19 protein-coding genes are annotated in these 24,271 nt (G+C 60.1%); 7 read left to right on the plus strand and 12 right to left on the minus strand.

The genetic code is table 11. The annotated features are described in order from the left end of the window. Positions 1–22 precede the first annotated feature (22 nt). The 5 genes from rpiA to yfmF form a co-directional block, all read right to left on the minus strand. Positions 23–694 (minus strand): ribose-5-phosphate isomerase RpiA, encoded by a 672-nt coding sequence (rpiA, locus tag MR935_RS01540; protein WP_320767021.1) that lies wholly within the window; start codon positions 692–694, stop codon positions 23–25. 128 nt (positions 695–822) lie between these two features. After that, complete coding sequence (gene folD / locus MR935_RS01545) at positions 823–1,674, minus strand: bifunctional methylenetetrahydrofolate dehydrogenase/methenyltetrahydrofolate cyclohydrolase FolD (RefSeq protein WP_290570422.1); 852 nt, start codon at positions 1,672–1,674, stop codon at positions 823–825. Then, positions 1,671–2,537, minus strand: coding sequence for a prolipoprotein diacylglyceryl transferase (gene lgt, locus MR935_RS01550; RefSeq protein ID WP_290570424.1), 867 nt, complete (start codon positions 2,535–2,537; stop codon positions 1,671–1,673). Before lgt ends, folD begins: the two co-directional genes overlap by 4 nt. A 25-nt stretch (positions 2,538–2,562) precedes the next feature. Further along, entirely contained in the window at positions 2,563–3,831 is a 1,269-nt protein-coding gene (yfmH, locus tag MR935_RS01555; protein WP_290570426.1) for an EF-P 5-aminopentanol modification-associated protein YfmH, read from the minus strand. Next, positions 3,828–5,111 carry an EF-P 5-aminopentanol modification-associated protein YfmF gene (gene yfmF / locus MR935_RS01560; protein WP_290570428.1) on the minus strand — a complete coding sequence of 428 codons (1,284 nt, stop codon included), beginning with the start codon at positions 5,109–5,111 and terminating at the stop codon, positions 3,828–3,830. Before yfmF ends, yfmH begins: the two co-directional genes overlap by 4 nt. Positions 5,112–5,325: 214 nt before the next feature. On the opposite strand from yfmF, the gene ylxM reads away from it, so the two are divergent. The 7 genes from ylxM (at position 5,326) to MR935_RS01595 (ending at position 9,827) form a co-directional block, all read left to right on the plus strand. Continuing rightward, positions 5,326–5,709 (plus strand): YlxM family DNA-binding protein, encoded by a 384-nt coding sequence (gene ylxM, locus MR935_RS01565; RefSeq protein WP_290570429.1) that lies wholly within the window; start codon positions 5,326–5,328, stop codon positions 5,707–5,709. Next, a complete protein-coding gene (ffh, locus tag MR935_RS01570; RefSeq protein ID WP_290570431.1) occupies positions 5,699–7,060 on the plus strand; it encodes a signal recognition particle protein in 1,362 nt (453 codons plus the stop codon). Before ylxM ends, ffh begins: the two co-directional genes overlap by 11 nt. A 78-nt stretch (positions 7,061–7,138) precedes the next feature. Beyond that, on the plus strand, positions 7,139–7,381 hold the full coding sequence (rpsP, locus tag MR935_RS01575) for a 30S ribosomal protein S16 (RefSeq protein WP_290570433.1): 243 nt from the start codon (positions 7,139–7,141) through the stop codon (positions 7,379–7,381). A gap of 14 nt (positions 7,382–7,395) precedes the next feature. Then, positions 7,396–7,626, plus strand: coding sequence for a KH domain-containing protein (locus MR935_RS01580; protein ID WP_031476974.1), 231 nt, complete (start codon positions 7,396–7,398; stop codon positions 7,624–7,626). Positions 7,627–7,830: 204 nt separating this feature from the next. Beyond that, positions 7,831–8,337, plus strand: a complete 507-nt coding sequence (rimM, locus tag MR935_RS01585; RefSeq protein WP_290570436.1) for a ribosome maturation factor RimM — start codon at positions 7,831–7,833, stop codon at positions 8,335–8,337. Beyond that, entirely contained in the window at positions 8,334–9,065 is a 732-nt protein-coding gene (gene trmD, locus MR935_RS01590) for a tRNA (guanosine(37)-N1)-methyltransferase TrmD (RefSeq protein ID WP_290570438.1), read from the plus strand. The genes rimM and trmD overlap by 4 nt, the downstream gene beginning before the upstream one ends. Positions 9,066–9,140: 75 nt before the next feature. Then, a complete protein-coding gene (locus tag MR935_RS01595) occupies positions 9,141–9,827 on the plus strand; it encodes a CPBP family glutamic-type intramembrane protease (protein ID WP_290570440.1) in 687 nt (228 codons plus the stop codon). Positions 9,828–9,959: 132 nt separating this feature from the next. Here the strand turns inward: MR935_RS01595 and MR935_RS01600 are convergent, their stop codons facing one another. The 7 genes from MR935_RS01600 to MR935_RS01630 form a co-directional block, all read right to left on the minus strand. Next, complete coding sequence (locus MR935_RS01600) at positions 9,960–10,535, minus strand: hypothetical protein (RefSeq protein ID WP_290570442.1); 576 nt, start codon at positions 10,533–10,535, stop codon at positions 9,960–9,962. Then, positions 10,519–11,655, minus strand: a complete 1,137-nt coding sequence (locus tag MR935_RS01605; protein ID WP_290570444.1) for a hypothetical protein — start codon at positions 11,653–11,655, stop codon at positions 10,519–10,521. The genes MR935_RS01600 and MR935_RS01605 overlap by 17 nt, the downstream gene beginning before the upstream one ends. 84 nt (positions 11,656–11,739) lie before the next feature. Next, complete coding sequence (locus MR935_RS01610) at positions 11,740–16,524, minus strand: hypothetical protein (protein WP_290570446.1); 4,785 nt, start codon at positions 16,522–16,524, stop codon at positions 11,740–11,742. A gap of 44 nt (positions 16,525–16,568) precedes the next feature. Further along, a complete protein-coding gene (locus MR935_RS01615; RefSeq protein ID WP_290570448.1) occupies positions 16,569–16,868 on the minus strand; it encodes an STAS domain-containing protein in 300 nt (99 codons plus the stop codon). A 10-nt stretch (positions 16,869–16,878) separates the two neighbouring features. Next, positions 16,879–20,859 (minus strand): TraG/VirB4 family ATPase, encoded by a 3,981-nt coding sequence (locus MR935_RS01620; RefSeq protein WP_290570450.1) that lies wholly within the window; start codon positions 20,857–20,859, stop codon positions 16,879–16,881. Between the two features lie 55 nt (positions 20,860–20,914). Next, a complete protein-coding gene (locus MR935_RS01625; RefSeq protein WP_290570452.1) occupies positions 20,915–23,275 on the minus strand; it encodes an Mbov_0396 family ICE element transmembrane protein in 2,361 nt (786 codons plus the stop codon). A 40-nt stretch (positions 23,276–23,315) separates the two neighbouring features. Continuing rightward, positions 23,316–24,263 (minus strand): hypothetical protein, encoded by a 948-nt coding sequence (locus MR935_RS01630; protein ID WP_290570454.1) that lies wholly within the window; start codon positions 24,261–24,263, stop codon positions 23,316–23,318. Positions 24,264–24,271 lie beyond the last annotated feature (8 nt).

Raw genomic sequence — 24,271 nt, forward strand, 5'->3', positions numbered from 1 at the left:
CCCGGGTAACGCAGCGACCGCGTTACTTGCTCTCGTTTTCGATGGTTTTGACCGTGCCGTCCGCACAGCCGACGAGGATGCGCTTGCACATATTGAGGAACAGCCCGTGCTCGAGCACGCCGACGATGCCGTCGAGCTTGGTCTTGACATCCTCGATCGCAAAGCCCGCACCAAGCTGTAAATCAGCGATAAAGTTGCCGTTGTCCGTCACAAAGGTTTTGCCGTCCCTGACGCGCAGCACCGGATTCCAGCCATATCCCTCCATTTTGGCAATGGCCTGCTTTGCGCCGTACTGCGCGATCTCGACCGGCAGCGGGAACGCGCCGATTTGGTCGACCAGCTTGGACTCGTCCATGATCCAAATCACCTCGCGCGCGAGCGACGCGACCACCTTTTCGCGGTACAGCGCGCCGCCGCCACCCTTGATGGCGTTAAAGGCGGGGTCGATCTCGTCCACGCCGTCGATGCACAGATCGACATGGTCGATCTCATCTATGCCGAGCAGTGGGATGCCCAGCGCGCGCGCCTGCTCCTCGGTCGCCTTAGAGGTCGGTATGGCCTGTATCCGCAGACCGTTCTTCACGCGCTCGCCCACAGCGTTCACCATGTGGTAGGCGGTCGAGCCGGTGCCAAGGCCGACCAGCATGCCATCCTGCACATATTCGGCCGCCTCTTTGCCGGCTAATTTCTTCATATCCATCGTCGATCTTCCTTCCCCGGATGTTAATGCTTTTATTATAGGATGTCCGTGCGGAAAGGTCAATGTTCCGGCGGTCGAAAAACCATGTTTTTTGATAAGTTTTCACCCCGCGCCCACGCGGCTCACAGTCCGTTCTGCAGCTTCGCCGCCTTGAGCGTGTTTTTCATCAGCATGGTGATGGTCATCGGCCCCGCGCCGCCCGGCACGGGGGTCATGTAGGACGCCTTTTCCATCACCGCAGGGTCAACGTCGCCGCAGACCTTGCCCGCCGCGTTCCGGTTGATGCCCACGTCGATGACGACTGCGCCGTCCTTCACCATATCGGGCGTGACAAAGCCCGCCTTGCCCACTGCGGCGATCAGGATATCCGCGCGGCGGCACACCTCGTCCAAGCCCTGTGTGCGGCTGTGGCACAGCGTCACCGTGCCGTGCTTGTGCAGCAGCAGCATGGCCATCGGCTTGCCGACGATGTTCGAGCGGCCGATCACGACGCACTCCTTGCCTGCCGGGTCGATTTGATACGCCGCAAGCAGCTCCATCACACCGGCGGGCGTGCAGGGTACAAAGTCAAAGTCGCCTACCATGATCTTGCCCACGTTGACCGGATGGAACGCATCCACATCCTTGCGCGGGTCGATTGCATCAATGACGGCCTGCGCGGAGATATGCGCGGGCACGGGCATCTGGCACAGGATGCCCGATATGCGCGGGCTTTCATTGAGCTGCGCGATCAGGCCGAGCAGCTCGTCCTGCGTCGTCTCGGCGGGCAGGGCGTATTTTTCGCTGTAAAACCCGCATGCGGCGCAGGCCTTCTCCTTGTTGCGGACGTAAATCTCACTTGCCGGATCGTTGCCGACGATGATGACCGCGAGGCCGGGCGTGATACCCCGCTGCTTCAGCGCTTCGGTCTCGGCCAGAATGCTGCCGCGCACCTTGTCGGAAAGCGCCTTGCCGTCCATTTTTACCGCACTCATGTATTGTCCTCCTTATTGCTGTCTGTCGTGGTTTGGGGCGCGCCGTCCTGCGCGGACGCGGGGCGCGGCACCTCGAATTTCTTGGCGACCCGGATGCGCCAGTACTTGCGCGCCAGCACGGCCACCGCCGCAGCGCAGCTTACCGCCGCCAGCAGCTGCGAGACGCGCACCGGCCCGAGGTACAGGCTGTCCGTCCGCAGTCCCTCGATCCACGCGCGCCCAAGGCCGTACCAAGCGACATAGAGCAGCGCCAGCTCACCCTCGAATTTTCGCTTTTTAGAATAAGAATGCAGCGCCGCAAAGCCGGCCAGATTCCACAGCGACTCGTACAGAAAGGTCGGGTGAACCGGACTTGCGCCGTCGATCGTCATGCCCCACGGCAGGCCGGTCACGCCGCCGTACGCCTCTCCGTTGACGAAATTGCCCCAGCGGCCGATGCACTGGCCGATCAGCAGGCCGAGGGCGGCCACATCGCACAGGCCGCCAAGGGGCAGCTTTTTATACCGGCTGTACCCCCAGAGCGCGAGCACCACGCCGATCACCGAGCCGTACACCGCGATACCGCCCTGCCAGATGGCGATGATCTCTCCCAAATGGCGGCTGTAATAATCCCATTCAAACGCCACATAGTAGATGCGCGCGCCGATCACCCCTGCGGGCACGCAGAGCAGCAGGCAGTCGACCAGATGGTCGGACGTAAAGCCAAACTGGCTGACGCGCGTGTTCAGATACCACACGGCCAGCAGAAAACCGGCGCAAATGATGATGCCGTACCAATAAATATCCTTGCCGAACAGGCTGAAGGCCACGCGGTTAAGCGTAAACTCCAGCCCAAGCCTTGGGAATGCGATAACATGTTGCATAATGCTGTGTCTTCCTTTGCTGCCTTTATTGCTGCCGCGGCGTGACGACCGACATCGACGAGCGCTCGCCCTGCGCCCAACGGGCGAACATGGCCTGTACGTCATCCGGGTCGACAGTCTCCAGCTGCGCCGCGAAATCGGGATAATCCTCGCCTGCGAAAACCGCCGTAGCCTGCCGCCGGGCGTAGCCCTCAGGCGAATCGAGTGCGCGCAGATGCAGACCGTATAGCGCCTTTTTCATGCGGTCGAACAGCGCTTTGTCCACGCCCTCGCGCGCAAGGTGTGCCACCTCCCGCTCGATCTCCTCCCGCGCGGCGGCAGGGTCGCGGCTCTCACCGCCGAGGATCGCGGCCGCACCCTCGGGTATCAGCGTGTAATCGGTGTCAAAATCGCGGCCGATGAGCCGCTTTTCATACAGTCTTGCATAAAGCGGTGCGGTATCGCCGCACAGGATGCGCACGGCCAGCTCGCCGGTCAGCTGACGGCGCAGGCGGCTCTCGTCCGCCCCGCGCGGCGCGTCCTTAAAGCCGAGCAGGAACTGCGGCTGCGACACCTGCATACCGCGCGTGACCAGCGGCGCGTTGACTGTATCACGGCGCGTGCCGTAGTCCCGCCGGCCGACCGCAGGCGCATCCTGCGGTGAATACTGCGCGGCCAGATGGCAGACCTCGTCAAAGTCGGCTGTGCCGCACACGACGAGCACCATATTTCTCGGGCTGTAAAACGCCCGGTGACAGGCATACAGCGTATTCGGCGTGATCTGCGCGATGCTGTCCACGCTGCCCGCGATGGATACGCGAACAGGGTGCGTGCGGAACAGCCCCTCAAACAGGCCGGTAAAGGCCTGCCAGCCGGGTGTGTCCTCCATCATACCGATCTCCTGCCCAATGATGCCGCGCTCCTTGGCGACATTCTCCTCAGTGAAATACGGCGTGAACACAAATTGGAGCAGGATCGTCAGGTTTTCCATAAACCGGTCGGTGCAGGAAAAATGATAGGCCGTCATCGTCTGGCTGGTAAAGGCGTTCGGGCTTGCGCCCGTCGCCGCGAACTTTTGCAGCGCATTGCCGTCCTTGTCCTCGAACATCTTGTGCTCTAAAAAATGCGCCACGCCTGCCGGTGTGTCATACCGTGTGCCGTCTATGGTGAAGGACGTGTCGACCGAGCCGTAATCGGTCGCCAGAATGGCAAAGGTCTTGCCAAAGCCCTCTTTGGGGATATAGCAGATGCGCAAGCCGTTATCCAGCGTGCGGCTCTGTACGCGCTCATTCAGCGCGGGGTAGTGCTTGTTCATTTGCCCGCCCCCTTCATAAAATACACGGTGTCGAGCGTCGTGTCCCGCGCGGCCTGCACGACAGCTTCCTGCGTGACCTGCCGCACCTGCTCGATGCGCGCCTCGGGCGATATCTGCGTGCCCGCGACCGCCTGCGCCAGCCAGTACCGCTCGAGCGCAAGCGGGTCGTCCAGCATCGCGCGCCAGCCGGTCATGAGCGCGGCGCGCGCCGCCGCAAGCTCCTCCCCGGTGATATCGCCCTGCCGGCACAGCGCAAGCTGATGCAGGATCTCGTCCCGCGCGACAGCGAAATCCTTATTTTCAATGCCGGAGTTGACCAGCAGCAGCCCCTTGTGCGCCATAAACTGCGCGCTCGCGTAGTAGCAGAGCGACTTTTTCTCCCGCACGTTCAGAAACAGCTTGGCGCTGGTCGAGCCGCCGTAGACCGTCTGAAACAGCCAGTAGGCGACCGGATCGCCGCCCGTCAGGCTGGCGCCCCCCGTGCGAAAGCCAAGCGACAGCTTGCCCTGTCCGACCGGCTCCTCCTCGACGATTTCACGCGCGGCCTCCGCGGGGCGCGCGCGCACCACGGTATGGGGCGTGTACGTCTCCGCCTGCGCGAGCCGAGCGGGCAGCGCGGCGGCAAACAGGGACGCGACCGCCTCCGGCTGCATCGTGCCGCAGTAAAACAGCTCAATGCGCGCCTCATCCAGCGCGCGGCGGTAGGCGGCGTACAGTGCCTGCGGCGTGATCTGTTCTGCCTGCTCAGCCGTGCCGAGGGCAGACAGGCCGTAGACCTCGTCCGCGCACATCAGCTCGGTCAACCGCTTGGGGGCATAGGCGCGCGGGTCGTTCTTCTGCGCCGCGATGCGGTCAAGCAGGTTTTGCTGCTCGGCCGCCGTGTAGTCCGCGCGGAACGCCCCGTCCGTCAGGCAGGGGTCGTACAGCAGCGCAGCCAGCAGTTCGATCACCGACGCGGTCAGGCCGTCCGCGCCGGGCGCGCAGGCCTCGTCGATGCAGTCGGACAGAAAGCCGACCGCGAGCGTCTCGCCCTCCTTACGCACGGCAGACTCGATGCGCGCGCCGTACTTTTCGTCCAGCGCCGCGCCGATGGCGCGCAGATCGGGCAGCGTGCGCGTGCCGCGCCGCAGCACCTGCGGGAGCACGGCACGCAGCGCGGCGTCCTCCCCGCCAAGCGGCAGCAGCAAAACCGCGCGCAGCACCGCCCGCTTGAATTTGGCGGTGGTCACGCAGGTCAGCCCCACGCCCTCGCTCAATATTGTTCGGGTCACCTGTTGCATAGACTTCCTCGTTTCCGGAAAAATTTTTCCATGGGTTTTTATTATAGCATTAAATGGCAGTAGGTGTAAATGGACTTTTGTGAAAGCTTCCACAGTGCGCCTTTCATTTTATCGCTTTATCACTATTTTCTCTTGACAAAGAGCCGGTTATGCGGTAGAATAGTCCCGTTCCATGTAAAGGCAAAACGCTTTACACCTTTAGGGAGGCACGCCGATGAAAGGCAAACCGCTCGAAATGAGCCTGCTGTTCGACTTTTACGGCGAGACGCTCACCCCCAAGCAGCGCGAGCTGTTCGATCTGTATTACAACGAGGACCTTTCGCTTGCCGAGATCGCCGAGCACGCGGGCATCACCCGCCAAGGCGTGCGGGACAGCATCAAGCGCGCCGAACACGCGCTGGGCGAGATGGAGCGGCGGCTGGGTCTGGTCGGGCGCTTCGGCATGGCCGAAAAATGCGCGCGCGGCCTTGCACAGCAGGTCGCGGCGTTGCGCGCACTCAACGACGGTACACTCCACAGCAGCGAGGCGGCGGCGATCGCCGACCGTATGGCCGCGCTGCTGGCCGCGCTTCAACAGGAGGCTTCCGATGGCATTTGAGGGCCTGACGACAAAAATTTCATCCGCATTCAAGGGGCTGCGCAGCAAGGGGCGGCTGACCGAAGGCGATATCAAGGACGCGATGCGCGAGATCCGCATGGCGCTGCTTGAGGCCGACGTAAACTTCAAGGTCACCAAGGATTTCATCAAAGCGGTCACCGAAAAGGCGACCGATACTGAAATTCTCGAAAGCCTGTCCCCCGCGCAGCAGGTTATCAAAATCGTTAACGAGGAACTGACCGCCCTGCTCGGCGGGCAGACGACCCGCCTGACCATTGCGCCCAACCCGCCGACGATCGTCATGATGGTCGGCCTGCAGGGCGCGGGCAAAACGACCAACTGCGCCAAGCTGGCCAGTCTCTTGCGCCGCCAGCAGCAGCGCCGCCCGCTGCTCGTCGCGTGCGACGTATACCGTCCCGCCGCGATCGAACAGCTTGGGGTGGTCGGTCGCCAGCTGGATATCAAGGTATATGACGAGGGGCAGGGCGACCCCGTCGAGATCGCGCAGCACGGCGTTGACTTTGCGCGCAGAAACGGCTTCGACCTTGTCTTTCTTGACACCGCCGGCCGGCTGCACATCGACGAAAAGCTGATGGACGAGCTCAAGCGCATCAAGGCGGCTGTCAAGCCGACCGAGATCCTGCTCGTCGTAGATGCGATGACCGGACAGGACGCGGTCACCGTTTCCCAAACCTTTGACGAAGCGCTCGGCATCGACGGCGTGCTGATGAGCAAGCTCGACGGCGACGCCCGCGGCGGCGCGGCGCTTTCGGTCAAGGCCGTTACCGGCAAGCCGATCAAATTTATCGGCACGGGCGAAAAGCTCGGCGATATCGAGCCGTTCCACCCCGACCGCATGGCCAGCCGCATCCTCGGCATGGGCGACGTGCTGACGCTGATCGAGAAAGCGCAGCAGAACATCGACCAGAAGCAGGCCGCCTCGGCCGCCAAGCGGCTGATGAGCGGCAAGCTGACGCTGACCGACTTCTACGATCAGCTGCAGCAGATGAAAAAGATGGGCTCGATGGAGGAAATGCTCGGTATGCTGCCCGGCGTGGACGCCAAGGCGCTCGCGGGCGCCAAGGTGGACGAAAAGCAGATGGCGCACACCGAGGCCATCATTCAATCCATGACCCCGAAGGAGCGGGATAACCCTTCCATCATCAATTTTTCGCGCAAAAAACGCATTGCCCGTGGCTGCGGACTGACGGTCGAGGCAGTCAACAAGCTCTTAAAGCAGTTTGAGGCCATGCAGAAAATGACCCGCCAGCTCAGCGGCATGGCGCGCGGCAAGGGCAAAAAAAAGCGCCGGGGTTTTCCCGGTCTGGGTGGGCTGAAGCTGCCCTTCTGAATGTGTTGCCGCCCTGTTCCTTATGCTTGTAAAGTAATTTACAATAGATCATTTCTATTTTAAGGAGGTGAATCATCCATGGTAAAGATCAGACTGCGCCGCATGGGCGCAAAGAAGGCTCCGTTCTACCGCATCGTCGTTGCGGACTCCCGTTACCCGCGTGACGGCCGTTTCATCGAGGAGATCGGCACCTACAATCCGCTGACCGAGCCCGCCACTGTTTCCGTTGACTCTGCGCGCGCGCAGGAGTGGATCAAGAATGGCGCTCAGCCGACCGATACCGTTCGCGGCATCCTGAAGAAAGCCGGCGTGCTGAACTGAGTGAGGTGGTCCAAATGAAGGAATTGTTGACCTATATTGTCAAAAATCTGGTTTCCGAGCCGGATGCGATTGCCATTACCGAGGAGATCGACGGCGATAACGTCACCTTCTCTTTGCGCGTAGCGCCGGGAGACATGGGTCGCGTCATCGGCCGTCACGGCCGCATCGCAAAGGAAATCCGCACACTCATGAAAGCGGCAGGCAATCGTGAAAACAAACGTGTGACCGTCGATATTCTCGACTGACGGCGGCGCAGGCGCTAAGGGCACTTACGCCGCTTCGCCCCGCGTAAAAAGCCCGGCACTTCGCCCGGGCTTTTTACCAAAACCGCTTCGCGGTTTTCTATTGCACACGCCGCACGGCGTTGACCGCTGAAAATCGCCGCATCGCGGCGATTTTATTATTACGCGCCCTCTGGCGCATCTTTCGCTTGGAGGTTTTCACTCACTATGCCCAAAAAATTTTTAGAGGCCGGCAAAATCGTCGGCACGCACGGCGTGCGCGGCGACCTGAAAGTGCAAAGCTGGTGCGACAGCCCCGCGGTGCTGTGTGACTTTGACACGCTCTATTTTGAGGAGCAAACGCCTGTCCATGTGCAAAAGGCGCAGGTACACAAAAACATCGTGCTCATGCACCTCTCGGGCGTGGACACGCTCGAAGCCGCCGAGACGCTGCGCGGCCGCGTGCTCTACCTTGACCGGGACGATGTTGCGCTCCCAGATGACCTCGTATTCATTCAGGACATCCTGTGCTTTCAGGTGCATGACCTGCGCACAGGCCGCGTGATCGGCCGCGTGCGCGATGTGCTCACCTCGGGCGCGGCGCACGATCTGTACGAGATCGAGGGCGAAAACGGGCGGCTCATCTATGTGCCCGCAGCCAAGCCCTTTCTCAAGGAGATCGACATGAACGCCGGCATCATCTATATCGAAAGCATCGAGGGTCTGGTCGAATGAGGATCGACATTATGACGCTATTCCCGGAGATGATCGACGCAGTCATGCGGCAGAGCATCATCGGCCGCGCGCAGGACAAGGGGCTTGTCGAGGTGCGCGCGACCAACATCCGCGATTTTGCGCCGGACAAGCACCACAAGGCGGACGATGCGCCCTACGGCGGCGGACGCGGACAGGTCATGCTGGCCGAGCCGCTCTACCTGTGCCATCAGGCGCTCTGCGCGGGCGCACCCGTCCACACGGTGTTTCTCTCCGCGCAGGGGCGGCCGTTCGATCAGGACAAGGCGCGCGCCCTGCTCGCCAAGGGGCGCTTCATTTTGGTCTGCGGACACTATGAGGGCGTTGACCAGCGGTTTATCGACCAGTGCGTGGACGAGGAGATCTCGATCGGTGATTTTGTGCTGACCGGCGGTGAGATACCGGCCATGGCCGTAGCCGACGCGGTGTGCCGCATGGTGCCGGGCGTGCTGCCGGACGAGGATGCCTTCACCGCCGAAAGTCACTGGGAGGGCCTTTTGGAGCACCCGCAGTACACCCGTCCGGAAAATTGGCGCGGCCGCGCCGTGCCCGAGGTGCTGCTCTCCGGCCATCATGCCAAAATAGAAGCGTGGCGGCGCGAGATGAGCCTGCGCCGCACCAAGGCCGACCGCCCTGACCTGTACGCGCGGTTCACCCCGCGCACCGCGCAGGATGAAATGCTGCTCCGTAAACTCGAAGCACCCGACTGACCGGCAGGCCGGGTGGAGCAAGTCAAAAGCCGTGCCGCGTGAGATATCATAACCACTTTGAGGGAGAGTTTTGCCTTGACGAATAAAAAACACTATCTGCGCTGGTGGGATATTGCCATCGTCACATTGATCCTGTTTGGCAGCGCTATCTGGAATTCCACGCAAATCTTTTTGACGTCCGATCCCAATGCACTGGCGCAGGGTGCGCAGTTTTCAGCAGACGATAATATTTACGCAATCGTGGTGCAGTCGTTCGAGCTGGCCATTGCTTTTCTCTATTTGAAGGTCAGAAGATTCGATTTTTCACAATGGAAGTATCAGGTCACATGGAAAGGCACCCTGTTCGCGGCCGCCTTATTTCTGGGGCTTGCCTTGCTGATGGACATCATCAGCATTATCGCCTACGGCTGGCCGGCAGTCAGCGCGTCCATCGGCACGGGTGGGTTGACCATGCTGCTGGGGGAAATCGACCTCAGCCTTATTGTTTTTTCGCTGCTCAACGGCTTTTATGAGGAAATCTTTTTCCTCGGCATATGCACCGCCGTTGCCCAGCCGTACCAGCCGCTGTCGTTGGTTTACGCCCTGCTCGTGCGCGTTTCTTTCCACACCTATCAGGGCTTGCCTGCGGCGCTAGGCATCGGCCTCGGCGTTGGGTTGGTGTACTACATTTTTTTCAGAACAAAGGGCGAAAACCTGTATCCGTATATGCTTTCCCACTCCATTGCGGATGTGATCGGACTGGGCATCCTACCGCTTCTGTAGGTTGCAGGGCATCCAATTCGCTGCTTTAGGATAGCGCAAAGCCGCCGTATGTACATACGGCGGCTTCTTCCATGTGTCTATGCGTTTTATCATCCGGCCGCGGAGAGTACCCGGCTTTCCGCCGCGCCCGCCTCACCGCTTCAGGTGTCTGCCGCCTTTCGCCCCTTTTTTGCCCTCTTTCCGCACCGGTTTCTCGCGGGGCGCGCGCTTCTTTTGCGGCGCGTCCTCTTTTGCGGCCTTCTTGCGCGGGGCGGACTGCTTTTGGACTTCCTCCTCGATGCGCTCTGCACCCTCCGGCAGCTCCTGTTCAAGGGCATCCAATGCCCGCCGGCAGAGCAGCCCCGCCCAAGGCGTTCTTCCTGTGAAGGCCGTCACCTGCAGCACCATTTCGTTTTGCTCCACCCGCAGCAGCACCGGATCCATCACGGCATTTCGGCACAGACATGCGCAGACCCCCGGCGCTTGCGCAAGAGCTACCGCTCTGCCTATGCCGCACAAAAGCTGCTCGATTCGGTCACGCGGCAGCTTATCGGGCAGGCGATAACTGCGCTGGCGCCTACTGAGTCCGAAAAAGCGCACCGCGCCGCTGCCATTGACCACGCCCTGCGGCAGAGCCAGCCGTCCTCGCTCGCGCGCGGCCAGCCTGCCGTCTGCTGTCCATACGGTCTTGCCCAGCAATATTCTGCGAATCTCAGCCTTCTCCTGCATTCGATGCTCCTATCATGCTCTCCGCCGCGCGCAGCAGCTTCTCCTGTGTACCGGTTGCCAGCGCGGTCAGAGCGAAGCTGCGCCCCTGCTCGTCGGTCCAGAGGGCAGTCTGCTCAATTTCCGTGCTGTACAGCGTCACCGGGTATCCGCCAACCATCGTTTCCGTCCGTGTTCCGCCATCTTGCGCATAGGTTTGCCGCAGCGTATCCAGCGGCAGGCTCTTGCTGACGATACAGAGCCAGCTTGTCTCGTCCCATACCAGCCGCAGCTGACCGTGGTCGGCAGTCCCGCCACCGTTCCAGTTTGCCGTCATGCAAGAGAGCACGCGGCTGCCCTCAGGCAGCGAAAAGTCACCCACCAATGCCTTCAGCTCCTGCATGCCGGGTATCTGGTCAGCCGGTATGTCATAAGACCCGGCCTGATGCTCGTTTACAGTGACCGCGCCATCCTCGCCTACGGTCAGTTGCAGGCGGATGCCAAAATCCTGCTCCAGATCATACACCACAAGTGCGGTCTGCCCCGCCTTAAGGCCGGTCATGCGCAATGTGCACCCGCTCTCATCATATACCTGAGACACAAGTTGGAGGAGCGTATCGTCATAGCCTATCGACTCCCATATATACGGCTTTTCACCGCTTTGCAGGTGTATGGTGAAATTACCCTGCTCATCCGTGTACAGGGTGTAGGGCACAGGGCCATCTTCTCCCGCAACCACGGCCGGCTGCTGCTCGATATACACCGTGTCCACCACCTTCAGCTTTTCCTTTTGGGTGGTTTGCAGCGTCATGGTGATCTGAAAGCGCAGCTCCTGCGGCGCGCTCTCCCGCCGGCAGGTGAAGGTCACGGCTCCGTTGCCTAAGCCCTGACCTGTGATAGAAAACACGGCCTGCCCGTTCGTGCCGTCCTCCACGCTTTCCACTTGGATGGTGCCGTCCTCCGTGCCCCCGACCAGCCAGTGAAAGCCGTCCTCCGGCGCGCCTTGGATAGTCAGTTGCACGCTGCCATCCGATTTTTCCTTCCAAGCATAGGGGTGTGCCGAGCCTTGACCGCCCCGCCCGCTTCCACAGGCAGTGAGCAGGGTCAGGCTCAACGCCATCCATATCATAACCCATTTTTTCACAAAGCATCCTCCTTAACACCAGCGCTCTCCCGCACCGAAATCCTCCGGTACGGGAGAGCGGCTTGCTTCATGCGGTTCGATTCCTCACGCGGCTGGCGCGGGCACTGGGGCGTTCTCCGGATCAAATGTGTTTTTCGTCTGATCGGAGGCGCCTCCCCCTGCCGTGGCGTTTTCAGCCGGTGCAGCCGGGTCAGTCGGTGTGGTCGGCGCAGCCGGGTCGTCGGTCGGCGCAGCCGGGTCGGTCGGCGTGGTCTGCCCGGCCTTGGTGCGTGGCTCAACGGCGATTTCCAGCACAGCTTGCATCATCGGCACCTCGTCAGACGAGATGGTGATCCGGTAATAGGCGGTGAGCTGATCGGACTCATTCGTTACCTTAAAGCGCACGGTATTGCCGCTCTGCTCGAGCGCGCCTGCCGCACTCTTGGTGTACTCTCCCAAACGCTGCACCGCAGTGATGGTATAGCCCGTGGTCGAGCCTTGAACAGCCGGGGTGATCGTCACCTCCTGCCCGCTTTCCACCAGCAGGCTGACCGTCCCGTTTTCCGCGCTCACGCGCGTCTCCTCGCCGCTTGACAGGCTCTTTGTGACCGCAGCCGCGCTGACGCGGATGGCGGACAGGCCGATGCGCTCTGATGTGTTCCAGCTTTGCAGATCACGCTGATAGTTGATCTCCTTGTCACCCATTCGCAGCACAGCGGACACCTTGCTCAGCGCGAGCGGCGCGGCGCCGCCGTTTTCACCCGTCGGGCTCAGGCTGATCCAGCGCAGCTCCTCTACCCCGGGAATCAGCAAGCGGATGGTCACTGTGCTGCCGGGCGTAAAGGCATTGCTTCCCTTTTCGGCATAGTCGCGGATATCGCGGATGACCGGCAGTTCCTTATTGACGCCATTGACATCCCGGTAGCTCAGGCGCATACCGACTGCGCCGGTGGCATTGTCCGCTGCGGCGGGCGTCTGCTCCAGCTGCGGCACGGTAAAGCTGAGGGTAAGCTGCCCCACTGTGCCGTTCTCGCCGGTCGTCTGGCTGGTGCACGCCATCACCTGATCAATCGTGCGCAGCGTCTTGCCATCCGCAAAGCTGAACCACGCGCTCAGGCGCTCGCTGCCGGCCTTTTCATTAACCTCGTACAGCGCTGCCGTGGCTGCATTGACCGTTGCCACCAGATTGCTTGTGCCGCGCAGCTTGATACCCGTTATCTCCTTGACATATGGCTCCTCAAATATCAGCTCGACCGTTTTGCCCGCCCGCAGGTCGGTGTAGTTCTGGTCTGTCAGGAAAATATAGGCCGATTCGTATTCCTGCCGCCCCGCATCGTTGGTGGTGGTGTAGCGCAGCGCGACTGCGGCGTCGTGCTCCTCCGGCCTGAGCCATGTGTTCTGTGTGCCCTCACCGAAGGACAGCGTCACCACCTGCTTGGCGCCAACGCCGTCTTTCTTCGCCTCCGGCTTTGCACTGATCGGCCTGAGCGACGCATTTAAGCCATCGAAGTTCAGATAGTAGGTATCGATCACCACACCCGCGCGCACCTGCTGCACTACCGCGTGATCGACCTTGACCAGCGCCACCGAGCGGTCATCCTTGAGCTCGGCCTTCAGCGACAAGTTGTTCAGCGTGCTGATGCCGGAAACCTCCAGCCCCAGCGCGGCGAGCATCTTTTTGTCCCCGCCGCCTGCGGGCGCCAGCTCGCGGGACACCTGATAAAGCCCCTCATAGATTCTGCCGTACTGCGCGGTCGCGTACATGGTGTAGGCGTTCACCGCCGGGCTGTCCTCGCTCATATACACATAAACGTTGAGGGTATCGTTGATGGATTGCGGCGCGCGCGGCGGCAGGGTGGTGATTTGCCCGGACTCTCCGCTTTGCTGATAGATCCTGTTTTCTGTGAAGGAGATGTCGATCTCATTGTCCTGATTCATGGCCAGAAACGTGGTATACGGGATATTGCCCGTGCTGGTGTGCGTGCAGAGCGGCTGCACCTCAGTCGAGCTGACCCACTCGTACTCATCGTTTACGTTGATCATGCGCCTGCCGCCCGCGCCCACCAAGGAAACAGACACGGCCTTAATGTTCCATGTGGTGACCGTTGTGCTGCGCGCCTTCAGGCTAACGCCCACCACCTGCGATACATCGTCAATGCTGAGGATAAAGCGGTCAGTATGATCGGCTCGGAACATCAGCGCCGGATCGCTCTCGGCCTTATTCGGATAAAGATACTGCGCCAACTGCCTGTTCTCATCCGGGTAGTTCTTCTTTTTACCCATGTAGTCATACATGGCCTGTATCGCGTCAAAGGTCATCCGGCGCAGTTGTCCGTTGCCGTCATAGTATCTCAGCTCGCCGAACAGCTGTCCGACAAACTGCGGATCGGTCTTACTGTCGGTTTTCGTGTAAGCGCCGGTGGTGATCGAGAACTCCAGATTGACCACGTAAGAGCTGTAATCAACTCGGTAGCTTCTGACTAACTCGGCCGCAGATCGGCCGCGATATCCCATCGCCGTGCTGCCGGCCGCCTGGTCCTGATAGTTGATGTCGATCCAGCCGACATTGCCCACCACCCACTGGCGGCTGGTGGATTCGGCCGTCTGCTTGCGGACGCTGATCTTTTCGATGTTCAGTTTGTCGAACACATCGCTGCTGTCAGCCGTGTCCTCCGGCAGTATCCTGACCGCGGTCAGCTCGCCCAAATCGCGGTTGGTGCTGATAACGAGGGTCTCCTCATAGCCGGTGCGGAAGCCGTCGGCGGACAGCTGCTGGTTGGCCAGCACATAGCCGCTCTTGCCGTTTTCAAACACGAGCTGGAAATAAAACTGGTTTTTCGAGCCGGAATCACCGTAGCTGCCGTTTGTGACCATATCGTCCGCTACCTTGACCGCAACGATATAGGTATGCCGGTTCTTCGCAAAGCGCCCGAGCGTCTGCGTCGTTTCATAATCCATCGAGTACCGGTACTGCGACCAGTCCTCCTGTGTATCCTGAATCTGCATGGTGCTGTCCGAGGTAAAGCTTACCGTCCGCATATCGCCCGGCTCGACCAACACCTTCTGCTCGAGCCGCAGCATCTGCTTGCCGCTCCAATTGCGGAAATACAGCCGGTCCGAGGTGTCAATGCCGTCGGTCACGCTCTGCCACGCGGCCGAGCGGCTTTCCAGCAGGTCGAGCCGATGGATCTCCAATGCTTTGAGCTGCCAATCATCGTTTGTGTTTTTCAAATTAAATTTCGCGCCGGTAAATATATCCACATTTTGCAGTGACACGGTAAAATACAGCGTACCGCCCGCCTTCATACCGGCGCGATACATGAAGCCCTTTGCTGTGCCGGGGTATTCGCCGTAGTATTCATCCACCGCTTCTGTCAGGTCGAGTGGGGCGCTGTTCAGGCTTTTGCCCTCGAGATCATTGTAGCTCAGTATCAGGCTCAGCTCTCCCTTGGTGCCCGCAAGCGCGGCATCATCCGTTTGCAGCACGACCAGATACCGCTCCTCTTTGTTCTCGGGCAGCGTCCTTGCGCCTGTCTCATAGGGCGTCATCGGCAGCTCTGTCCCCCGCTGCCCGTCCGCCACTGGCGCGACGGCCACGCCCTGCACGGTGGGCGCACGGTAATAGCTGACAGGCTCACCCGCAAACGAGGGACGCAGCATGGTATCCTCGATCGCAACGGTGATCTGCGCTGTCTGTGGGTCATATATGGACATGCCGATCAGATACAGCGTATCCACATTCGCGCCGGCCTGCGCCGCCGGCAAAACCGTGCGCGCGGCGGGGGCACTCTGCGCAAGGCCGGTGACGGACACTGCCGCCTGTGTGCCGTAGCGCAGCTCAACTGATGTCAGCGACGCGAAATCCGGCAGGGACGCGGCCAGCGCCAGTGTATCGCCCTGCTGGGCGAGGCCGGACAGCTTTTCCGTCCCGGATACGCCCTGCTCCAAGGCAAAACCCTGCGCGCCGAGCACCACCGGCACATATATCTCGCGCGTCGCGCCATAAGCATCCTGATAGCGAAGCCCCAGCGCCGCGGCTTCACCGAATTGTGCGTCGAACATTCCGGCGCCGGTGCGGTTGCCCATCGCCCGGATCCCCGCACCATATTGGTCGGCGATATCCAGACGGAACACACGCTCGGTCGATGCGGTGCTGTACGTCTCCTCCGCCGCTGTCAGCACGGCGTCACCTCTGCCGTCCGGCACGATGCGGTGCATCCGGTCGACCGGCCAACTGAAGCTTACACCCTTCTCCATCTTTGCGATCAGTGTTCCTTCAAAATCGGCGTACTGCTGGCTGGAGACATAGCCATACATGCCGACTCCATTGACCGCGTTCACCTGATAGACGCGCAGCGCTTGGCAGCTCCATGTACCTGTATCCCGGGTCAGTATTTCCACCTTCTGGATGCCCTTGACTTTTTTCAGCGGCTGGAAAAAATAAGTATCCGTGTAATAGGGCTGAAAGGGGGTGTCATCCCGCGAGATCGAATAGCCGAGCTGCTTGGCGAAGGCACCGCGCGCCGCAGACAGCGCCTCCGCCGTGTCAGCCTGCGCGGCGTCTGCCCCGGCGGCGCCTTGCTCTACCGCCCAATCCATAGAATCCCTGAGCTCACCCTCACCCGGGAAGATGCGGTGGCTTCGGATATGGCCGTCCACATCCTCATAGATGATTTTGAAATACTGTACCTCCTCGGCCAGATTTTCGTCTGCGCTGACCGCGCCGGTCGTTACCTGCAAGGCATAGGTATTGTCATCCACCGCGCCGTTGAGCGCATATGCGCTGAGGCTCAGCGCCGCCACAGACGCAAGCACTGCCAGAAAACGGGCAGCCCAATGCGCTATGATGCACCGCGTCCGCTGCTTTTTCTCTTTTCTCCGTCCGCCCATTTTGTTTCCTCCGTCCTTCTGCGTGCCGCGCACGGCTTGCTTTGTCACACGATTTTGAGCAGTCCGGCAAAGCCGGTCATCTCAAAAACCTCCATGACCATTTTGTTGACATGGGTCAGCACCAGTGTGCCGTCCTTTTTCCGCATGGTCATATGCAGGATCTTGAGCGCTCTCAGTCCCGCGCTGGATATATACTCCAATTTTTCCATGTTTAGGGTCAGGGAGGCAAAGCGCTCGGCCATCTGCCCGAAGATCTCCTCGGTCTCCGGCGCGGTCATAGAATCGAGACGTCCGTCGAGCAGCAGCTCGCCCTCCGTCCCATGATTGATGAGTTGAATATTCATAGTTGCACACTCACTTTCCGTATTCTTTGAGCCGCTTTTGATTGTACTCTGCCAGCTCCTCAAATGTAATGTTCAGCACCTTTTCGTCGTATACCTCCATCATTTCGATGGGCGACGGAACGCTGATCTCACCCGTGCTCGATTGCAGAAGCGACACAATGTCAAGCTCCTCGTCCTCCGACGGCTGTTCGGCGGCCTGCTCTGCGTCCGCCAAGGGCGCTTCGCGCTCCTCTGGCGCAGGCCACGCTGTCTGCCTTGCGGCCTGCGCGCGCTCCTCGTCCGCATGAGCCGCCTGCCCTATGGGCGGCTGCTCGGATGCGGGCGCAGCCTGCGCCGCAGACACAGGTTCAGGTGCGGGCACAGGCTCGGCTATGGGAGCAGGCTCGGCTGCGGGTGCAGGCACAGATTCCGCCTCGGCTACGGGTGCAAAGCCCGGATGCAGCGACGCGACGCGCTCGACCTCTGTCTGGACGCTGCGCTGTATCTCCCGCAGGATCGCGTCATAGCTGAAGCGTCCCAGCAGGTCGGTCAGCGCCTGCTCGGCTTCAGAAGCCGACTGTACCGCAGCGGCAGGCTGCGGCTGGGCAACGTGCTCCTGCACGGTGACAGCCGCTTCGGTCGGAGCGGTGCGTTCCTGCAGAGTGACGGCCGCCTTGACCGGAGCCGGCGCTTGCTCCTCTGTTTCTACAAAGGTCACGCGGCGGCGAGGCTGCGCCGCAGATGCGGCTTGCTCGTTCTCGTTCCGCCGCTCGCGCTTTTTCTCCAGATATTTCTCCCGGCTCGCACCCACCGTTCTCTCCCAGAGCCGGGCCCCCTCCGCACCGGCAAAATACCGGCTCTGGTAGTCCCGCTCCTGAAACATGGACACCACATCCTCGGGCACCTCCACCTTAAAGGTGGAGCGGCTGGTCGGGCTCATGACGGTAAACGCCTGCCCACGCGGCGCCGAGGTGATCTGCTCCTGCTCCACCTCGTTGATGCCGCCCGCCTTTTCATACAGCTTGCACAGATCCTGTATATCGTTGGGCGCCAAGGCAAAAATGAAGCTGTACTGACAGGCGTTGATAATGGCGGTGGACTTGCGGGCGATCTCCTCGCTGCCCACAAAGTCCTTGATGTTCTGGGTGATGACGATCTGCATACCGTTGTATTTGCGGATGCGCTTGGCCAGCTGGAACATAAAGTCGAGCGCCACCGGGAACTTGGTATCGATGAAAACATGCGCCTCATCGATGACCACCACGACCTTGCGCTTGAGGCCGTATTTGGTGTTGTAGTCCCGGTTCTTGATGATCTCATTGTCGATGTACTTGAGCACCAGCAGCATCTGCGCGTTGGCGATGGTGCTGTTGCGGTTGGCCAGCAGACTCTGGAAGTTGAACACCGTGAAGTTCTCGTCCGTGGTGACGGTGGACGGGCCGTTCCAGATGTTCGCGTTTCGCCCGCCGGTAGAGAACTTGGCGACATAGTTCATCAGCGTGCGCAGCAGGGTGCGGATATACTCGTTGTCCGTCTGCTGGAACTCGGCCAGCACAGCGTCGTACAGGTCGTCGAACACCGGGTAGTCCTCGGGTCTCAGCTTGGACAGGTCGGTCTCCGCCGTGATGCCGCGGTTGGTGTACATCCGGTCGATGAGGTTGTTCAGATACTCCATCGCATCCTTGTCGCAGTCCGGCAGTATCTGGCGGAAAAACTCCTCCAGAAATTGCAGATGGGTGGCATAGCTGCCGGACACCATCGCGCCGTCGGTTTCGTCATCGTCGAGCGCGGTGATGATATGGAAGGGGTTGAGCCGCCCATGCTGGGCATTGCCCACGTTGATGAACTTGCCGTGCAGGTTATCCGCCAGCTCGGTGTACTCGTTTTCCGGGTCAAGGATGAAGATTTTGCAGTCCTCGGCGGCCAGATTGGCCAGCAGGCTCTTGGTAGCGTAGGATTTGCCCGAGCCGGATTTGCCCACGATGACCATGTTGCTGTTGACACGCTCGCTGTCCCGGCGGAAGAAGTCGATGAACACCGGAATCCCGCCGCTTGCGCCCAGCTTGATGCCGCCCTGATCGGATACATGGGCGTAGATCCACGGATAGCAGGCTGCCAAAGAATTGCTGGGAATGCCTCGGCTCTGGCGGCACAGGGGGTCAAGCCCGCTGACCTGCGCGCCGATAAAAGCCTGCATCTGGTCAAATTCCATATTGTTCAGACGGAAGCCGCTCTCCTGATAAACGCGGCGGACCGTCTTTTTCATATTCGTAATGACAGACAGCTCCGACCGCGGCGGCTGCACGAGGTGGTGGTTGGCGCGGGTGGCTGCGATGTCATAGGCTGTTACATACACGTTCACTTCCAGCAGGGATTCGTTGTCCTGCTGGAGGGTGGAAAGGAGCTCTCCCAGCGTCTCGATGTGGCTTTGCAGCTCCATGCGGCGGGAGTCCACGCCGGTGGCCATATACTGCCCGCGCAGCTCCTGCAGCGAGCGGTCGATGCCCCGAATGGCCTTGGTGCGATCCATCGGGCGGCACTTGACCACGCATTTGGTGCCCGGCATCGACATGACGCCGGCAAGCCAAGCATCGCCTACCACCGTGGGATAGGTCACCAAGCGCATATTGTGGGTGATGATGTGGTTGACCTCGACCGTGCGTGGCTTGATATCCACCGTCCTCGGCATCGCCCACTGGGCGTAATCCTCAGGCGCGATGCGCTCGATCTCCCGCTCATCAAAGTCGAGCTGGTTTACATATTTCAGAAAAACCGCCAGTTCCTTGGTGTTCAGCCGCTTGGGCGACATCTCAGCCGCGCGCAGCGTCTCCATGGCGGAGTTAATCTGGTTGTTCATCTGCCGCTTGTCGCTCTCAAACAGCACCAGATAGTAAAACGGCTCGATCACCTTATCATCATAGCACAGGCTGCGCACCTCATTGATGCGGTCGTACATGATCTCTACCCGCGCCTTGTACTCGTCCTCGCTGAGCATACCGTTTTCAAAGGAGGCCTTCAGGTCATCCAGCCGGTCGTACTCCAACTGCAAATAACGGTCATAGATGATCGGCCGCTCGATCTTGACGATATTGGCTGAATACTCGGCGTTAATCGAGCGCAGCACCCGCCCGAGACCGCCCTCGATCGACCGGCTGCGCCGGTACGGGCTGAAAAACCGAAACTCGACCGGCGGAATCTCCAGCGCCGCACCGTAATAGTTGCCGCCGTACTCGATCAGGTTATCCTTGATATCAGTAAAGGCAATGAGCTGATCCATCGAAACGCGGCTGGCGGCTGCGTCCTTGGCCTCGGCCAGCTTGCGGGCGGCCTGCTCAGCCGCCTGCGCCCGCTTTTGCCGGATGGCCTCCTTTTCCTCCTCAGAGACATCCTTGCTCTTGAGCAGCCTATCCTCCTGCTTGCGCTCGCGTTTTTTTGCCCTTTGCTGCGCTCTTTGCTCTTTTTTGCTTACTGTAAACTGCTCCTCCGATTGGAGTCCGATCTGCTCCCAATAGGCCTGCCACGCGGCTTCCTCCTCCTCGGCCGCCGCGCGGCGCTCCAATATCTGCGCCTTCTCCTCTTCGGAAACCTTGCTGCTTGCCAGCAGCTTATCCTCTTTTTTTCGCAGGGCGGCCTCGGCCTTTTCGCGTTTTTTGCGCTCTCGCGGGGATTCCTCCACCGCAATGCGCTCGCTGAACAGCTCGTCAAAGGCTGCTTCCTCAGACTGTCCCTCCAAAAGCATCGCATCATCATACAGCCTGCCAAAACGGCGGGTATACCCGAAATGGCGCAGGATATGCATCAGGTAGATGTAATTCGGCACTGTATCCAAGCGCGCCAGCAGACCAGCCGCCAGAACGCCGATGCCCGACAGGATATAGACCTTGCCCGGCAAGCTGGAGAGCAGCACAAACACCGCCATGAGCATGGCAACGCCGCACACCAGCATATCCGCCAGTGTGATGCCCTTGAACAGTTCGACCTGTACTTTTGTTTTCCCGGGAATCAGCCTCATGTAGAGCTGCCACCACCTTGCTTTATTATTTTACGCCCGCCCCTTACTTCAGGTTCTACCGGGACGGGGAATCGTCGCCCTGCTTGACAGGCCGCGGCGGCGGCGGCGTTTTGCTGGGCAATGCCCCGGAGCTGTTCATACTGCCCCTGCCGCTCACATCGGACGCCCTGCCCACGTCGTTGATCGAGGAATCACTCTGACTGAGGTGCTCCGCGCTGCTCTGCGTTGTAAAACGCTCGGCTGTCAGCACGTCCCCATCCGGCAGCCACGACAGTCCCTCGTCCTGCTGCCCGCCCTGCGCGCTGTCCTCCCGCGGCGGGGTGAAGCGCTCGGCCGTCAGCACGTCGCCATCAGGCAGCCACGATAGTCCCTCGTCACGGGCCGTATCTTCCGATGTAGGAGCGTTCTGAGGAACTGCCTCACTTGTGTCTCCTTGTCCGGCCCCGCCGGGATTCCCACCGGGCCAACCGGCAGTCCCACCAGAAGCTCCACCAGACCAGCCGCCTGACCAGCCGCCTGACCGGCCACCGGGCTGACCAAGGGTGATGTCACCGCTATCCACCAGCGACTGCAGGCGCGCGGCATTCTTCTTGAGATCTCGTCTGTTGTGCCCTCCCTTGGCTGTTATTTCGCTCAGGGCCTGCAAACCCTTTTGGGAGGCTCCGACAACAGACTGACCGCCGATGCTGAGTTGCCCGGAAGCTACCAGACTCCGCATACCCGCGATACGTCTCTGCGCTTCGGGGCTTTGCCCTTCGGAGCTCTTCTCCGGCAGTTTCTCCGCGTCTTTGCCACCCGAGTCGCTGCCGCCCTCTTTACTCTGACCGAACATACCGACCACACTCTTAGCCAGCTTGCCGGCCCCGCTCATCGCAGTGCCCACAACGCTGCCCGCGATACCGCCTGCCATACCGCGCGCACGGCTCATGCCCGTGCGGACAGAGTCGTCCATGCTGCCGGCCATGATGGCCTGTGTGCCTGCGTTATCCGCCAGAATGCCGGTAATCACGCCGCTGGCGCGCTTGGCGGTCGACATGCCGCCGAGGATCAGGACCACCTTTGCCACCAGATTGAGCACAGTGCTTTCAAACAGAACCAGCTGGCTGTCGATCACGATCGGGATGAACAGCAGCAGCACCCGCATGGCTATGATCGTGCCGAACACGCCGAAGCACTGGATGACAAACGCCGTTATCCACTGCTTCATCTTTCCGCCGTCATCCAGCGGGGTTACCGCGATGAAGGGCGGGGCGATGATGTAGAGGAACACCATATTAAAGATACGCGCCACGCAATTGATGATGATAACAGCCAGATCCCAGATGAGCTTAAAGGCCACCATATACAGCACGATATAGTCGATCTCGCCCAGTCGGAAATCAGCCGAGACAGCGTCATAATTGTAGATGCTCTTATCGCCTGTATAATACGCGCCGCGCAGCGGATCGCGCAGCGAGGTGTTCCGGTTGTACGCAGGGTTTTTGGCTGCGTCCATCGTACACATCAGAAAAATGATGCGATCCAAGGGGGTGCTCGCGGTGCTGCCTGTATACTGGCGCTCATAAGATTGCAGCGGGCCGAAAGAGTAGTCCGTCTGCAAAAGCTTCATGCAGGACAACAGCGCGTTGGACACCGATTCATTATAGATATCAAGGCTCAGGTCTTGGCTCAGGTCTGCCGCGTTGACGATTTTTTGCAGCGCCGACTGCCATGATTCTCCCTTCTCGGTATTCGTCACATAATGAAAGTTGAACACGCCGCGCTGCGTCAAAAATTGCAGATCTGCCCGGATATCGTTATAGCAGCTGTTGAGGTTATATCGGCTGTTATAGGAAGGATTGAGCGAATAGTTGCCGATGGTGTCCAGCACCCGCGCCATCGCGGCATACTGGTCGTCTGTAAAGGTGATCGAGTCCTCCTCATCCAAAGTATCCGCATTGTCAAACAGATAGGTGATCTGCCGCAGCAGCACGTCCGAGGTCGTCATAACCATGTTCATCACCGCCGTCAGGCTGATGATGATCAGGATACCCTTGAACAGGCTCGTCAGGATGCCGCCCATGGACTGCCGCATCTTATCCCCCGAATCGAGCGCCTTTTTGGCTACTGCGATGATGGCAAAGACAAAGCACAGCACGATGCCGATCAGCGCCATGCCCCAGTAGGCGTTCCCGATGGTGCTGTTGTTGAAAAACACCTCCATCAAATAGCTCTTGCGCCCGCCGTAGCTGACCCGGCTGATGCCGCTCATGACGGCGAAAAGCTGATCGAGCACATTGATGATCCAGCAAAGGCCTGTGCCGATCTGGTAGAATATGCCGTAAAAGAAATTGCTGATGATGCTGCCGATGCCGTCTCCGATAAAGCCGAACACACTGCTGGCCGCATCACCAATTGCTCCTAAGATTTCGCTCATACCGTATTCCCCTCCAAAAAAGGATCAAGGGCACAAGTTCTCAGCGCACCTTAAGCCTCTTTCTTGAAACGATGATATACACGCCGATAGCTGCCAGTACAACAGCCACCATGCCCAAAAAGACCAGACTGTTCAAATCAAAATAAATCAGGATGGAAAACTCATAGCTGCTCACATTGCCGGCCTTATCCATAAGCACAATCTGGTAATCGCCGATTTCGGTCAGCTCGCTCCGGTAGGCGACCTGCTGCCCGTTGCATGTAATGCCGATGCTCACGCCCTCTTCCAGATCTGCGATGGACACCGGGCCTCTGGCCCGGCCGTTCTCTACGGCCTCCAGCGCCAGCGTAGGCGGCGTGTGGTCAATGACCACGTCAAGCTGGTAGTCCAGGCCGCTGGGAACACAGCGGTAGTCGACCACATAATGCCCCTCCTCCGCCATGCTGATATAGCCGCGCTCATAGCCGATCTGCTCATCATCCCGTGTCACACTGGTGATAACAAAGCTGCGGGGCATGATATAACCTGTCAGCTGTCCGGTAATCTCCCCCACGATGGCGAAGGCGATCAGCTGGGTCGTCTGCCCATTGGCATCCGTTTCGACGATATAGTCGCCTATTTCCTCGATACTGCTCAGATTGGGCTCCTCGACTACCGTGCCGTTGCGGTACAGCTTGACCTCCACACCGGGATCCGGCACGACCTGCACGGCCTGCTGCACCACCATGCCCTCCGCAACGGTGCACAGCACGCTGCCCCCGCCGGGCACCTCATACACAAAGCCTTGCTGCGTCCGGTTAAAATACACCCCGTCGGAGAGCTGTACTTGATTGCCGACAGCCTCTGCCTGCGTCGACCGCATCGGGCTGCCGGTCTCCGAGTCGATCGGGCCTGTGTAGCCAAATTCGATTGCAGCGGCCGGCGCGCACAGCGCCCCCAGCAGCCATACGGCCGCTATCAGGGGTGAAAAGACCTCTTTGCGTCTCATGCGGTTCC

It is taken from the genome of Agathobaculum sp. (assembly GCF_022775115.1).
In the GTDB taxonomy this organism is placed as follows: domain Bacteria; phylum Bacillota; class Clostridia; order Oscillospirales; family Butyricicoccaceae; genus Agathobaculum.